The sequence below is a fragment of the Streptomyces geranii genome (assembly GCF_002954775.1).
GTDB lineage: Bacteria > Actinomycetota > Actinomycetes > Streptomycetales > Streptomycetaceae > Streptomyces > Streptomyces geranii.
In genome coordinates, this window is record NZ_PJME01000014.1 from 147,745 (window position 1) to 161,327 (window position 13,583).

At 71.0% G+C, this 13,583-nt stretch carries 11 protein-coding genes; 5 read left to right on the forward strand and 6 right to left on the reverse strand.

The genetic code is table 11. The annotated features are described in order from the left end of the window. The first annotated feature begins 192 nt into the window (after positions 1-192). Complete coding sequence (locus CW359_RS20710; RefSeq protein WP_232838490.1) at positions 193-2,256, forward strand: bifunctional glycosyltransferase 87/phosphatase PAP2 family protein; 2,064 nt, start codon at positions 193-195, stop codon at positions 2,254-2,256. 15 nt (positions 2,257-2,271) lie between these two features. Here CW359_RS20710 and CW359_RS20715 read toward each other — a convergent pair whose 3' ends face one another. After that, positions 2,272-3,171: a phytoene/squalene synthase family protein gene (locus CW359_RS20715; RefSeq protein WP_105971503.1), complete on the reverse strand. Its 900-nt coding sequence runs from the start codon at positions 3,169-3,171 to the stop codon at positions 2,272-2,274. 224 nt (positions 3,172-3,395) lie between these two features. Further along, positions 3,396-4,634 carry a cytochrome P450 gene (locus tag CW359_RS20720; protein ID WP_105971504.1) on the reverse strand — a complete coding sequence of 413 codons (1,239 nt, stop codon included), beginning with the start codon at positions 4,632-4,634 and terminating at the stop codon, positions 3,396-3,398. 266 nt (positions 4,635-4,900) lie between these two features. Here CW359_RS20720 and CW359_RS20725 point away from each other — a divergent pair, with 266 nt between their 5' ends. From CW359_RS20725 to CW359_RS46590, 4 genes are all read left to right on the forward strand, one after another. Then, complete coding sequence (locus CW359_RS20725; protein ID WP_105971506.1) at positions 4,901-6,070, forward strand: steroid 3-ketoacyl-CoA thiolase; 1,170 nt, start codon at positions 4,901-4,903, stop codon at positions 6,068-6,070. 134 nt (positions 6,071-6,204) lie between these two features. Next, a complete protein-coding gene (locus CW359_RS20730) occupies positions 6,205-7,065 on the forward strand; it encodes a helix-turn-helix domain-containing protein (protein WP_105971508.1) in 861 nt (286 codons plus the stop codon). Next, a complete protein-coding gene (locus CW359_RS20735; RefSeq protein ID WP_105971510.1) occupies positions 7,047-7,280 on the forward strand; it encodes a DUF397 domain-containing protein in 234 nt (77 codons plus the stop codon). The genes CW359_RS20730 and CW359_RS20735 overlap by 19 nt, the downstream gene beginning before the upstream one ends. A 57-nt stretch (positions 7,281-7,337) precedes the next feature. After that, a complete protein-coding gene (locus CW359_RS46590) occupies positions 7,338-9,485 on the forward strand; it encodes a serine/threonine-protein kinase (RefSeq protein WP_232838491.1) in 2,148 nt (715 codons plus the stop codon). 74 nt (positions 9,486-9,559) lie between these two features. Here CW359_RS46590 and CW359_RS20750 read toward each other — a convergent pair whose 3' ends face one another. The 4 genes from CW359_RS20750 to CW359_RS20765 all read right to left on the reverse strand — a co-directional run bounded on the left by CW359_RS20750 (position 9,560) and on the right by CW359_RS20765 (position 13,549). After that, on the reverse strand, positions 9,560-10,543 hold the full coding sequence (locus CW359_RS20750) for an ABC transporter substrate-binding protein (RefSeq protein ID WP_105971512.1): 984 nt from the start codon (positions 10,541-10,543) through the stop codon (positions 9,560-9,562). Between the two features lie 65 nt (positions 10,544-10,608). Next, positions 10,609-11,658 (reverse strand): ABC transporter permease, encoded by a 1,050-nt coding sequence (locus CW359_RS20755; RefSeq protein WP_105971513.1) that lies wholly within the window; start codon positions 11,656-11,658, stop codon positions 10,609-10,611. Further along, entirely contained in the window at positions 11,655-12,551 is an 897-nt protein-coding gene (locus tag CW359_RS20760; RefSeq protein WP_232838492.1) for an ATP-binding cassette domain-containing protein, read from the reverse strand. Before CW359_RS20760 ends, CW359_RS20755 begins: the two co-directional genes overlap by 4 nt. After that, positions 12,548-13,549 carry a LacI family DNA-binding transcriptional regulator gene (locus tag CW359_RS20765; protein ID WP_232838493.1) on the reverse strand — a complete coding sequence of 334 codons (1,002 nt, stop codon included), beginning with the start codon at positions 13,547-13,549 and terminating at the stop codon, positions 12,548-12,550. The genes CW359_RS20760 and CW359_RS20765 overlap by 4 nt, the downstream gene beginning before the upstream one ends. Positions 13,550-13,583 lie beyond the last annotated feature (34 nt).

Below are 13,583 nucleotides of genomic sequence, written 5' to 3' on the forward strand. Positions count from 1 at the left end.
GGAGGGAACCCCGCCCCAGGCCGACTATCGTCGTCCGGACGAAAGCCAGGGGTCCCTCAGGTAAAGAGGGGGTTGCTCGCGTCCTTCATCGGAGGCAGTGCGATTCTCTAGGGATTCGTACAGGATGAGACGCGTGGGACAGACGGTGCCCATGGGGCGTATGGGACGAACGGGGCGGGAGGCCTACGGCGCGTGGCGAACGCAGAGCACGGTGGTGGAGCGGGAGGTGCCTTCGGAGTGGGCGCCGCCGGGGCGGCGCAGGCACGGCTGAAGGCGGCCCGTGCGGCGCTGTGGCTCGTCGTCGCCGTCCTCGCGGCACGGCAGGTGGCCGCAGTCCTCAGCACCCCGAAGGCGGACCGGCTCACGGATCTGGAGACCTGGGTCGGGACCAACGGCGTCCTGCATGTCAACGGCTCGCTCTACGACTCCACGCAGTTCACCGGCACCCCCTTCGGCGGACTCGTCCTCAAGCCCCTCACCCGCGCCGCCGAGCAGGCCCTCGGCTGGGGCTGGACCTTCGGCACCCTGCTCCTGGTCGTCGCCCTCGGCGTGGTCGCCGCCCGCGCCCTGCCGCAGCCCGTGAGCCGCCGTACGGCGCTGCTAGCCGCGCCCGTCGCCATCAGCCTGCTGATGCTGTCGCTGCCCGTGCGCAACACCCTGCACCTTGGCCAGACCAGCATCATCCCCGTCCTCCTCGTCCTGCTCGGCTGCTTCGTCGCCCGTGAGGAACGCGCCGCCGGTGCCCTCATCGGCCTCGCGGCGGCCCTCCAGCCCACCGTGCTGCTCTTCGCGCCGCTGCTGTACTTCACCGGCCGACGCCGGGCCGCCGCCTCCGCCGGGATCACCTTCGCCGCCTGCACCGCGCTCGCGTGGGTCACCATGGCGGACGACTCGTACACCTACTGGGTCCACCACATGGGCGGCGTCGGACTCGGCGGCGCCGCCGACGACCTCGCCAACCAGTCCCTGCACGGCGCGCTGCTGCGGCTCGGCGTCGAGGGGCCGCTCGAAATCACCCTGTTCCTCGTGCTCGGCGCGGGCGTCGCCGTCCTCGGGCTGCGGCGGGCCGTGCGGTACGCGCGGGACGGGCAGCTGCTGCTCGCCGTCGCGATCACCGGGTGCGCCGCCATCGCCGTGTCCCCGACCACCTGGCAGCACCAGCTGCTGTGGCTGCTGCTCGCGGTCGTCGGGCGGGTCGGCAAGCGGGCCTCCGACCGCTACATGTGGCCGGTCGCCGTCATCATCGTGATGACGCTGCCCGCCAAGATGGTCATCCCGAACATGGGCGCGCTGCACCCGGTCCGGGACAACGTCGTACTGCTCGCCGCGGTCGCCGCCGCGACCGTTGTGCCGTTCCTGTCCCGCACCTCGGAGCACTACCGCTCACCGGTGCCGACGGACTACGCCGCGCCGGTCCCGGCCCGCTTCGGCTGGGTGCCGCTGCTGCCGTTCATGCGGCGGGTGCTCACGCGGCCCAACCTGCTGCTCGAACTGCTGCTGATCCGGGTCACGTACGCCGCCTACCAGAAGGTCCGGCTCGCCGCGACCGGCGGGACGACCACGGGCGGGCGGTCCACCGCCGAGGCGCACGGCCACGAGATCCACGACATCGAGAAGTTCCTGCACATCGACATCGAGCACTGGGTCAACCACACGGTCGTGAAGATCGGCTGGCTGCGGGACTTCTTCGACTTCTACTACACGTCGTTCCACTTCGTGGTGCCGCTGACCGTGCTGGGGGTTCTGTACTGGCGGCGGCCGGTCGACTACCGGTGGGCGCGGGCGTCTCTCGGGTTCGCGACGCTGCTCGCGCTGGTCGGGTTCTGGCTGTATCCGCTGGCTCCGCCCCGGTTGATGCCGGGGCTGGGGATCATCGACACGGTGCACGGCGTGCAGGACTTTTCCAAGCCGGACTATGGGACTTTGACCGCGCTCACCAATCAGTACGCCGCGATGCCCTCGCTGCACTTCGGGTGGTCTTTGTGGTGTGGGCTGGTGATCGCGATCGTGGCGCCGAAGTGGTGGATGAAGGTTTTGGGGTTGCTGCATCCGTTGTTCACGGTGTCGGCGATCGTTGCTACCGGGAATCACTGGGTGTTGGACGCGGTGGGTGGGGCTGCGGTGGTTCTGGCCGGGTTCGGGCTGTCGTATGCGTTCATGGGGCCGCGGGCTCGGGTGGGGGCGGGTGGTGAGGTTGTTCGTCGGGTGCCGGCCGGTGGGGGCTTGTCGCGCCCACGCGGCGGAGCCGCACATTGATACAGCCCCGCGCCCCTAAAAACCTTCGGCGCCCCTCGGCTCAAGTGCAGGTAGGTCCAGTGGGCGTCGGCCCGCTGCCAGTATCCGGACGCACTCGATCGGGTTGTCCCGTACGGGGCCCCGGGTCACTGCCGCGCCCATCGCACTTGCCCGGCGCAGGCGGTGGTCGTGCAGGAGGATCACGAAGCGGGTCAACGGGCGTTGTTCCTCGGGGAGTTCGGCGATGATCCTCGTCGCCTCGCGGAGGGTCGCGTGGGCCGTCGACGCCGTGGCCGCGAGCAGGGAACGTACTCCGGGGAGGTCCCGGCCCCGCTCCAGGTCCGCCCGTACGACCCCGTGTTTCTCCAGGTCGTCCGTCGGGAGGTAGAGGCGGCCGTCGCGGAGGTCCTCGGCCAGGTCGGTCAGGAAGTCGGTGCGCTGGCAGGCGTCCGCCAGCAGGCGGCAGCTGTCCGCGTACGCCCTGCTGCCGCCGCCCGGCATCGACAGGCCCGAGGTGATCATCAGGAACGGCCAGGTGAGGGTCTCGATGTACGCCTGGTAGTCCTCCTCGGTCGTGAAACCGCCGAAGTCCAGGTCGATTCGGGCCCCGACCAGGTACGAGTCCACCCAGGCGCGCGGCAGTTCGCGTTTCTCGGCGGTGTGCAGGAAGGCGCGGAGGAGGGGGTGGCGGGCGGTGCCCGTGTCCAGGGCCGCCCGGACCTGCTCGGCCCAGCCCTCGTAGCGGCGCGTCCGCTCCGGGACCGTGCCCCTGTCGCACAGGTCGTCCGTGAACGACGCGAACGCGTATCCGGCGAGGATGTGGGGCTGCAGGCGGGGCGGGATCAGCAGCCGTACCGCCAGATGGCCGGCGGGTTCCCGGCTCAGCATGAACTGCTTGGCCTTCAGGTAGGCGGCGCGGTCACTGCCGCTCGTCACTCCCGCCGCGTCCAGACAACGTTGCCAGGATCGCACCGGCACGCCTCACCGTCGTAGTTGCAATTGCAGTCGTCCAAGAAGTCTACGGGCGGTGCGAGGCATGGCCGGAGGCAGGGGCGGGGCGCAGGGGTTGGCCCCTGCCTCACGTGAGGACGGGCCGGCGGCGCCGGGATGCCGCCGGCCCGAGTCTCTTCGGGGTGTTCCGGGTTTTGCCGTGTTCGGTCTCAGTGGGCGTTCACCTGGAGTTCCTTGACGCCGTTGACCCAGGCCGAGCGCAGGCGGCGGGGGTCTCCCGCCAGGGTGAGGCCCGGCATGGCGTCGGCCAGGGCGTTGAAGATCAGGTTGATCTCCATGACGGCCAGCGACTTGCCGAGGCAGAAGTGCGGGCCGCCGCCGCCGAAGCCGAGGTGCGGGTTGGGGTCGCGGGTGATGTCGAAGACGTCCGGGGATTCGAAGACCTCGGGGTCGCGGTTGGCGGAGGAGTAGAACAGGCCTACCCGGTCGCCCTCCTTGATCTTCTGGCCGCCCAACTCCGTGTCCTGGGTGGCCGTTCGCTGGAAGGAGACGATGGGTGTGGCGAAGCGGACGATCTCCTCGGCGGTGGTGGCCGGGCGTTCGCTCTTGTACAGCTCCCACTGGTCGGGGTGGGTGAGGAAGGCGTGCATGCCGTGGGTGATCGCGTTGCGGGTCGTCTCGTTGCCCGCCACCGCCAGCATGAGGACGAAGAAGCCGAACTCGTCCGAGGCGAGGTTGCCCTCGTTCTCCGCCGCCACCAGTGTCGTGACGATGTCCTTCGCGGGACACTGCTTGCGGTCGGCGGACATGTTCATCGCGTACGCGATGAGATCCATGGCCGACTGCTGGCCGACCTCCTCGGTGATCGCGTACTCCGGATCGTCGTACGAGATCATCTTGTTGGACCAGTCGAAGATCCTGAGCCGGTCCTCCTGCGGGATGCCGATCAGCTCGGCGATGGCCTGCAGGGGCAGTTCGCAGGCGACCTCCGTGACGAAGTCGAAGGGGCCGCCCAGGGCGGCGGCGTTCGCCGCTATCGCGAGTGCCCGGCTCCGGAGGTTGTCCTCCAGGGCGCGGATCGCCCGCGGGGTGAAGCCGCGCTGCACGATCTGGCGGACCCGGGTGTGCTCGGGCGGGTCCATGTTGAGCAGGATCAGCCGCTGCGCGTCGATCGCGTCGCGCTCGATGCGCTCGTTGAAGCGGATGATCGCCGTGTTGGTGGTGGACGAGAACAACTCCGGGTGCGTGGACACGTACTTGACGTCCGCGTGCCGGGTCACCGCCCAGTAGCCCTCGTCGGCGAAGCCCGCGATACCGGGGTGCTGGGATATCCAGTGGACCGGTTCGGTGGCGCGTAGCTCGGCGAACTCCGGCAGGGGTATGCGGTGTTGGAGCACGTCAGGGTCGGTGAAGTCGAACCCTTCGGGCAGCGCGGGGCATCGCGCCATCGGAAACTCCCGTCATCTGAGCAGTATCTGACGGTCCATCAGGAATAGTGGTGCCGTGAAGGTAGTAACGGGTTCTAGAAGAGGCAAGGGGTGCGACGAACCCAATTCCGGGCACCACTTGTGGTATCGGGCGCTGCAAGGGGGTTGCGATGTCGGACGGCCCGTCAGCAGACTGCAACCAGAACTAGAACGCGTACTAGTTCTGCGTGGCGGGTGGCCGGGACGCCCGCGCCGCGCGGGTGACCTGAGGAGAGGAACTCCCCACCATGGCCGCGGAACCCGTGATCGTCGAAGCCGTACGCACCCCCATCGGCAGGCGCGGCGGCGCGCTCGCCAACCTGCACCCCGCCTATCTGCTGGGCGAGACCTACCGCGAGATCCTCGGCCGCACCGGCATCCCCGCCGACTGCGTCGAGCAGATCGTCGGCGGCGCGGTCACCCAGGCCGGCGAACAGTCCGCCAACCCCACCCGCACGGCCTGGCTGACCATGGGCCTGCCGTACGAGACCGCGGCGACGACCGTCAACGCGCAGTGCGGGTCCTCGCAGCAGGCCTCGCACATGGTCGCCAACATGATCTCGGCGGGAGTCATCGACGTCGGGATCAGCTGCGGGGTGGAGTCGATGTCGCGGGTGCCGCTGGGGGCGGCGTCCAAGCACGGGCCCGGGAAGCCGTTCCCGGAGGAGTGGAACATCGACCTGCCCAACCAGTTCGAGGCGGCCGAGCGGATCGCCCGCAGGCGTGGGCTGAGCCGCGAGGACGTGGACGGGCTGGGCCTGCTCTCGCAGGAGCGGGCCGCCGTCGCCTGGGCGGAGGAGCGGTTCAAGCGGGAGACGTTCGCCGTCCAGGTGCCCACCACGGAGGAGGAACAGGGCGCGGGGCAGGGCATGTGGCGGCTCGTCGACCGTGACGAGGGGCTGCGGGACACCACCGCCGAGGGGCTGGCCCGGCTCAAGCCGATCATGCCCACGGCCGTGCACACGGCGGGCAACTCCTCCCAGATCAGCGACGGTTCGGCCGCGCTGCTGTGGGCGTCCAAGCGGATGGCGCGGGCGCTGAAGCTGCGGCCGAGGGCACGCGTGGTGGCCCAGGCGCTGGTCGGCGCCGACCCGCACTTCCATCTGGACGGTCCCGTCGACGCGACCCGGGCCGTGCTCGGCAAGGCGGGCATGACGCTGAAGGACATCGACCTGATCGAGATCAACGAGGCCTTCGCCTCGGTGGTGCTGAGCTGGGCGCGGGTCTTCGGCCAGGACCTGGAGAAGGTGAACGTCAACGGCGGGGCCATCGCCCTCGGGCACCCGGTCGGCGCGACCGGGGCCCGGTTGATCGCCACCGCCCTGCACGAACTGGAGCGCGCGGACAAGGAGTTCGCGCTGATCACCATGTGCGCGGGCGGGGCGCTCGCCACGGGGACGATCATCCAGCGGCTGTGAGGCCCCGGAGAGCGGCAGGTCGCCCGTCAAGAGGGCGATCACCCGCAGAGGGGGTGTCCTGACCTTTTCCTGTGCCCTGCGCATCCATTGAACTACCGTGCGTGAGAATCATGGGTGCGCAGGGTAGGGATGCGATGTCACAGCGACCACAGCGACCGCAGAGACGTACGGTGACGAGTCGCAGCCAGGAGCCCCGGGCGCGGTTCGCCGAGGAACTGAGGGCGCTGCGCGAGCGGAACGGCGACAGTCTGCGGCAGTTGGGCGACCGCGTCGGCTGGGACTTCTCGCTCTTCGGGAAGATGGAGAAGGGCCACACGCTGGGCAGCGCGGACGTGGTCGTCGCGCTGGACCAGTACTTCGGCGTGGACGGCTTCCTGGTGACGCTGTGGGAGCTGGCGCTCGGGGACAGGTCCGAGTTCAGGGAGCCCTACCGCGAGTACATGCGGCTGGAGTCCGAGGCGGTGAGCCTGTGGCACTTCGGTGTCACCAGGGTGCCGGGCGTGCTCCAGACCCGGGGGTACGCGACCGAGGTACTGGGCGCGGGCGACATCCGGGGCGACGAACTCGCCCAGCAGGTCGAGGCGCGGCTCGGCCGGGGGGAGTTGCTGACCCGGGAGGGCGGTCCGCGCTTCCGCACCATCCTGTACGAGGCCGTCCTGCGCGTGGCGCTGCGCGAACGGGGCGCGTGGCGCGAGCAGTTGGAGCATCTGCTGCGGGCCTCCGAGCTGCCGTACGTCACCATCCAGGTGCTGCCTTTCAGCGCCGGGCCGTGCAGCCTGGACAGCACCGACGTGATGTTCCTGCAGCTGGCGAACGGCCGTACGGTCGCCTATGTGGAGACCGCCCAGTGGGGTGAACTCGTCCAGGAGCACACCCCGCTCGACCGGCTGCAGCACGCCTACGACGCGCTGCGCGACCAGGCTCTGTCCCCGGCCGGGTCGCGCGCGTACCTCGGGCGGCTGCTGGAGGAAGCACCGTGCGAGGCATCGACCTGAAGGCGGCGAGATGGCGCAGGAGCAGCTACAGCAACTCCGAGGGCGGCCAGTGTGTCGAGGTCGCCGCCGACCTCCCCGTCGTACCGGTCCGTGACTCCAAGAAGCCGGACATTCCAGCCCTTGTCTTCCCCGCCCCCGCCTGGACGTCCTTCGTTGCCGCGTTCGTGACCCCCGGTTCTGATCGAAACCCTGTGCGTAAGCGCGGGCTGGGTTAGCCTCGTTGCTGCCAGTAGCACGAACTGGCGTTCCCAGCACATCACTTCGGGGGTTCCGTGACGGACGAAGCTGCCGCACTGCGGCAGACGGGCGCCGCGCCGTTGCGCCCCACCGACCCCGAACGCGTCGGCCCCTACGTGCCGTTGGCGCTGCTCGGCAGCGGTGGGATGGGGCGCGTCTATCTCGCGCGCCCCTCGGACGACACGCTCGGCCTGTTCGCCGTCAAGGTGATCCGCCCGGAGTACGCCGAGGACGCGATGTTCCGCCGCCGCTTCGAGCAGGAGGCACTGGTCCACGGCCGGGTCCGCACCCCGCGCGCACCGAGGCTGTGCGGTACGGGGTTCCAGGACGAGCTGCTGTGGATGGCCACGGAGTATCTCCCCGCGATCGACCTCTCCGACGCCGTACGGGAGGGCGGCGCCCTCACGCCGGGCGCCGTCTGGCGGCTGGTGGCGGAACTGGGCCAGGCGCTCGCCGATCTCGCGGCCACGGGAATCGTGCACCGGGACCTGAAGCCGTCCAACGTGCTGCTGTCCCTGGGCGGCGCCCATGTCATCGACTTCGGCATCTCCAAGGCCGCCGACGCGAGTTCGATCACCGGCACCGGCAACCGGGTCGGCACACCCGCCTACATGTCACCCGAGTACCTGCGCACCGGCCACAGCGACGCCGCCTCCGACGTGTTCTCGCTCGCGGGCACCCTGATCTACGCGGCGGCCGGCCGGGCCCCCTTCGGCGACGGCACCGGCGTGGACGTGATGCACCGGGTCGCCTTCGAGGAACCCGCCGCCGAGGTGATCGCCGAGATCACGGCGGCGGACCCGGCCCTGGGCACCCTCCTGTCGGCCTGTCTGGCGAAGGAACCGGAACGCCGCCCGGCCCCGGCGGCACTGATCGACGCGGCGACGGCGGCGCTGGCCCGAGGGGCGGCTTGGCGGTCGGCGTCGGGAAGGCAGACGGACGGGGGCGGCGGGCAGCGTGCGCTGGGCCCGGGCGGGCGCGGGCAGGGTGACGTGCGTTCGGGTGGGCATGCGAGTGGCTCGCCGGAGGCGCCCCTGTGGCCGGACCCGCCGCGCGACGGCAACGACGGGCGTGGGCAGCGTGGTGACATGCGTCCGGGTGGGCGTGCGGACGGCTTGCCGGAGGTGGCCCCCTGGCCGGACCCGTTGCTCGGCGGCGGTGACGACGGCCATGGCGGCCGGCGTGCCGTGGGTCCGGGTGGGCGTGCCGGTGGTTCGGTGGCCGACTCCCCGTGGCCCGAGCCCCTGCTCGGCCGGGTGCTGGAGCGGCAGCGGGCGTACGACGTGCTGTACCGCGTCCCCGTCGCGCGGGCGGCGGAACTGCGCTCCCCGGGGCACCGGCCGAACCCCGCGCTGCCCGTCCCGGTCGCCGCCGGGGGCGCCGAGCCGTCGGCTGCCGAGCGGGCCGAGTCGGCCGGGGCCGCGTCCGCCGAGACGTCCCCAGGGCAGCGGCGGCCGGGGGGAGTTGTCGCCTGGGTCCGGGGCAGACCCGTACCGGCCGTTGCCCTGGTCCTTGCCCTGGGTGCCGTGGCCGCGCTGGTCGTCGTACTCGCCCGCCCGGCGGACGACGCGAGCGCCGCGCCGCCGGAGACCCTCGCGACGGACTCCGCAGGCACCGTGGCCGAAGGCGGTGCCTCCGCGCCGGTGCGGGAGAAGGCGGACGGGAAGTCGGGCCCGACCACGTCCGGCAGCGGTACCGAGAGCGCCGACGGCCCCGCCGTACCCTCGCAGTCCGCCGGTTCCGGAGGGGGCGGTGACGACGGCGAGGACGACCCCGCGAACCCCGACACCGGCACGGACCCCACCACGGGCACGGACGACACGGACACCGGTACCGGTACCGGTACCGACGGGGGAACGGACGGCGGCACCGGCACCACCCCCACTCCCACGCCGTCCCCGGTCGTCTCCACGACCGAGCCCGCGAACACCGCACCCTGGGTCACCGACTGCACGTACTACGCGGGCAAGGTCCGCACGGCCATCGGCAACACCGGGGTGCGCGTCAAGCAGGTCCAGTGCATCCTCATGCTGCGCGGGTACGACATCGGCGGCACCGGCGTGGACGGTGTGTTCGGTGAGGGGCTGGAGACCGCGATGAAGAACTTCCAGATCGACAAGGGACTGGCCGTGAACGGCATCGTCAAGCGGGCGACCTGGGACAACCTGCGGGCGTCGAAGTGACTCCGCCCCGGTGACGGGACGGAGTCACCCGGCAGTTGTCGCCGGAGAGGATCCAACCAGAGTTTGACGAGTCGTCAGCAGGTCGACCTGTACACGTACTTGCTCACGTTCGCGTCGCCCAGGTTGTCCGCCGTGATCGACACGAACGACGTCCCGATCGTCTTCGTCACCTTCTTGCCCTGAACCGCGTTCACCGCCTGCCGCACCGCCTCCGCGCCGATCTCCTCCGCCTTCTGCGCGATCAGCGCCTGCACCGTGCCCTTCTTCAGCTGCTCGACCTGCGCCGGGCCCGCGTCGAAGCCGACGACCTTCACCTTGCCGACCTTGCCCGCGTCCTTGATGGCGTTGTTGGCACCGTCGCTCGCCGGGGTGCTGATGGAGAAGATGCCCGCCAGGTCCGGGTCCTTGGAGAGGGAGGCGGCGGTGAGGCGGGCGGCCTCGACCACGCCGCCGCTCGGGGTGGAGGGCTGGACGCCGACGAAGGTGATGTCCGGGTACTTCTTGATCTCGGTCTCGAAGCCCTTGATCCGCTGGTCGGCCGTGGTGACACCCGGGGTGCCGCCGATGATGACGACCTTGCCCTTCTCGCCGACCAGCTTCGCGAGGGTACGGGCCGCCTCGGCGCCGCCCTCCTCGTTGTTGGAGGAGACGGCGGAGGAGATGAAGCTCGTGTCGTCGAGGCCCGTGTCCGCCGTCACGATCTTGATGCCGGCCTCGTTGGCCTGCTTCAGCGGCGTACCCAGCGCCTTCGAGTCGGTCGGCGCGATGACGATCGCGTTCGGCTTCTTCGCGACCGTGCTGGTGAGGATCGGGGTCTGGGTCGCCGGGTCGAAGGTGGTCGCGCCCTGGACGTCCACCGTGGCGCCGAGCTTCTTGCCCTCGGCCTTCGCGCCGCAGCCCAGGGTGTTGTAGAAGGAGTCGGACGCGGTGCCGAGGATGACGGTCACCTTGGGGTTGGCGGTGGAGGAGGCGGAGTCGCCGGACCCGCAGGCGGTGGCGCCCAGGAGGACGGCGGTGGCGAGGGCGGCGCCTCTGAGGGTGAGGTTGGCGGTCTTCATGGTGCAACTCCATTGGTGCGACGGGGCGTTGAGCGGGGACCAGCAAGTGAGGGGGGTTTAGGGGGTTAACGGAGCGTGCGGCGGCGCCGGTTGACGTGGTCGACGTACACGACCCCCGCCAACACCGCGCCCACGGCGACCTGTTGCCAGAACGGCTGGAGGCCGATGATGACCAGGCCGTTGCTGAGCACGGCCGGGATGAGGGAGCCGAAGGCGGTGCCCAGGACGCTGCCGACGCCGCCGAAGAGGCTGGTGCCGCCGAGGACGGTGGCGACGATCGCCTGGAGGTTGTCGCCGGTGTGGCCGCCGACGGTCGTGGTGGAGAAGCGGGCCAGGTTGACGTACGCGGCGATCCCGGCGAGGAGTCCGCACAGCGCGTACACCTTGATGAGGTGACGGTCGACGGCCACTCCGGCGCGGCGGGCGGCCTCGACGTTGGAGCCGATCGTGCGGGTGTAGGTGCCGAAGCGGGTGAGGCCGAGGACGATCGCGCCCGCGATGGTGAGGCCGATGGCCAGCCACACCGTGTACGGGATGCCCAGGAAGCGGCCGAAGCCGAGGCCGCTGACCAGGGAGTCGGGCACACCGCGCAGGTCCAGGCCGTTGGTGAGGACCAGCGCGCCGCCGCCCGCCGCCGACAGGGTCGCCAACGTGGCGATCAGGGGCGGGAGTTTGGCCTTCGTGACGAGGAGGCCGTTCAGGACGCCCCAGGCCAGACCCGTTGCCATCGTTGTCACCAGGCCCGCGAACAGGGTCAGCGGGCCCTCGCCGCCCAGCGCCGACATCACCTTCACGCCCACGACCCCGGAGAAGATCAGCACCGAGCCGACCGACAGGTCGATGCCGCCGGTGGTCATCACGAACGTCATCCCGATGGCCAGGACGCAGTAGGACGCGGCCTCGATGGCCACGCTGCGCAGGTTGTACGCGGTGAGGAAGTTGTCGGGGTAGGCCGCGCCGAACACCGCGAGGAGCACCAGCAGGACGACCAGGGCGAGGCTCCGGGTGCCCTTCATGTTCCGCCAGGCTGCGGCCAGGGCGGCGGAGCGGAGGGGACGGGGGCCGTCCTCGCCCGGTCCTGCGGGCGCGGACTTCACCTCGGTACCGGGGGTCATGACTGTTCCTCGCTGTCTGCCGGGGTGAGGGCGGGATCGGACGCGTCCTCGAAGGTGAGGGCGCCCGTCATGGCGCCGAGGACGTTCTCGCTGGTGGCCGTCGCACCGGACAGCCGGGCCACCCGCTGCCCGAGCCGCAGCACCTCGATGCGGTCCGCGTACTCGAAGACGAACGGCAGGTTGTGGCTGATCAGGACCACCGCGACGCCCGAGGACCGGACCCGCTGGATCAGCTGTCCGACCCGCTCGGTCTGTACGACGCCCAGTGCGGCCGTCGGCTCGTCCATCAGCAGCACGCGGTCCGCCCAGTTGACCGCCCGGCCGACCGCGATGCCCTGGCGCTGGCCGCCGGACATCGTGACGACCTGCGCGGCGGTGTCCTGGATGCCGACGCCGAGCGAGCCGAACGCCTCGTCGGCCTTGGCCCGCATGGCCTTCCGGTCCAGGAAGCCGAGCTTGCCGAGCAGCCCGGGGCGCATGATCTCGCGGCCGAGGAAGAGGTTCTCGGCGGGGTCCAGGTCGGGCGCGAGGGCGAGATCCTGGTAGACGGTCTCGATGCCGAGGCGACGGGCGGCGATCGGGTCCGGGATGGTCACCGGCCGGCCGTCGACCCTGATCTCGCCCGCGTCGGGCTGGATCACCCCGGAGATGACCTTGATCGTCGTACTCTTCCCGGCGCCGTTGTCACCGACCAGCGCGACGACCTCGCCCGGATAGACGGTGAGCGCGGCCCCGCGCAGCGCCTGGACCTGGCCGTAGCTCTTGACGATGCCGGACAGTTCGAGGACCGGGGTGGCGAGGGCGGTGGCCCCGTGCGGAGCCGGGCCGACCGAAGCTGTGCCGGCCGGAGCCGGGCCGGTCGGAGCCGGGTCTGCGGGACTGGGGGTGCTCATGGCTTCTGCTCTCCGCTTCCACGGGGGATCAGTACGGTGCCTAGCTCGACCCGGCGGGGTGGTCCGCTCTGGCCCGCGATCCGGGTCAGCAGCAGTCGGGTCGCCTCGCGGCCCATCTCGTCGGCGTCCCCGGACACGACCGTCACGGGGGTGGGCAGCAGGTCGGCGAAGGGGAAGTCGTCGAAGCCGACCAGCGCCGTGCCCTGCCCCGGGCCCATGGCGCGCAGGGCGCCGTGGGTCAGGAAGTTGGTGGTGGTGAACAGGGCCGTGGGGCGCCGGTCCGGGGGCAGTGCGAGGAGTTCGGCGGCGGCCTGCTCGGCCTCGGCGCGGGTGCCGTGCTCCAGCCTCGCGACCAGGGCCTCGTCGACCTCGCCGAAGGCGGCGCGCATGGCGTCCAGATAGCCGTCGAGGCGGCGCCCCGTGGTGTGGTGGCTGGCGGCCACGACGACGCCGATCCGCCGGTGGCCCGCCGCGATCAGATGCTCGGTGGCCTTACGGGCACCCCCGTGGTTGTCCAGCAGCACGGTGTCCGCGTCCAGGCCCAGCGCGGGCCGGTCCAGGAAGACCACCGGGGTGCCCTGGTCGACCTCGCGGCCGAGGTAGCCGTAGTCCATGGCGCCCGGCACGATCAGCAGCCCGGCGACCCGCTGCCCGAGCAGGTCGTCGATGCCCCGGCGCTCGGCCTCGGGGTCCTCGTCGGAGCTGGCCAGCACGACGTTGTGGCCGTGGGCGCGGGCCACGCCCATGACGCCGTTGGCGATCGAACCGTAGAACGGGTTGGTCAGATCGCCGACCAGCAGCGCCAGCGTGGTGCTGCGCTGGCCGGGGCGCAGGCTCCGGGCGAGGTCGTTGCGGCGGTAACCGGTCTCGTCTATGGCAGCGCGCACCCGCTCCGCGATCGCGGGGGAGACCGTCTCGTCACCGTTGACGAACCGGGAGACGGTCTTGATCGACACCCCGGCGAGGGCGGCGACCTCCCGCATGGTGGGCGTTCGCATGTCCGGCATCACTCCGAAAAGGCTTACTTCGCGA

Coding starts and splice junctions, on each gene's coding strand:
- CW359_RS20755 (WP_105971513.1), bottom strand. CDS start 11,658: ATGACCCCCGGTACCGAGGTGAAGTCCGCGCCCGCAGGACCGGGCGAG.
- CW359_RS20725 (WP_105971506.1), top strand. CDS start 4,901: ATGGCCGCGGAACCCGTGATCGTCGAAGCCGTACGCACCCCCATCGGC.
- CW359_RS20760 (WP_232838492.1), bottom strand. CDS start 12,551: ATGAGCACCCCCAGTCCCGCAGACCCGGCTCCGACCGGCCCGGCTCCG.
- CW359_RS20720 (WP_105971504.1), bottom strand. CDS start 4,634: ATGGCGCGATGCCCCGCGCTGCCCGAAGGGTTCGACTTCACCGACCCT.
- CW359_RS20765 (WP_232838493.1), bottom strand. CDS start 13,549: ATGCGAACGCCCACCATGCGGGAGGTCGCCGCCCTCGCCGGGGTGTCG.
- CW359_RS20750 (WP_105971512.1), bottom strand. CDS start 10,543: ATGAAGACCGCCAACCTCACCCTCAGAGGCGCCGCCCTCGCCACCGCC.
- CW359_RS20730 (WP_105971508.1), top strand. CDS start 6,205: ATGTCACAGCGACCACAGCGACCGCAGAGACGTACGGTGACGAGTCGC.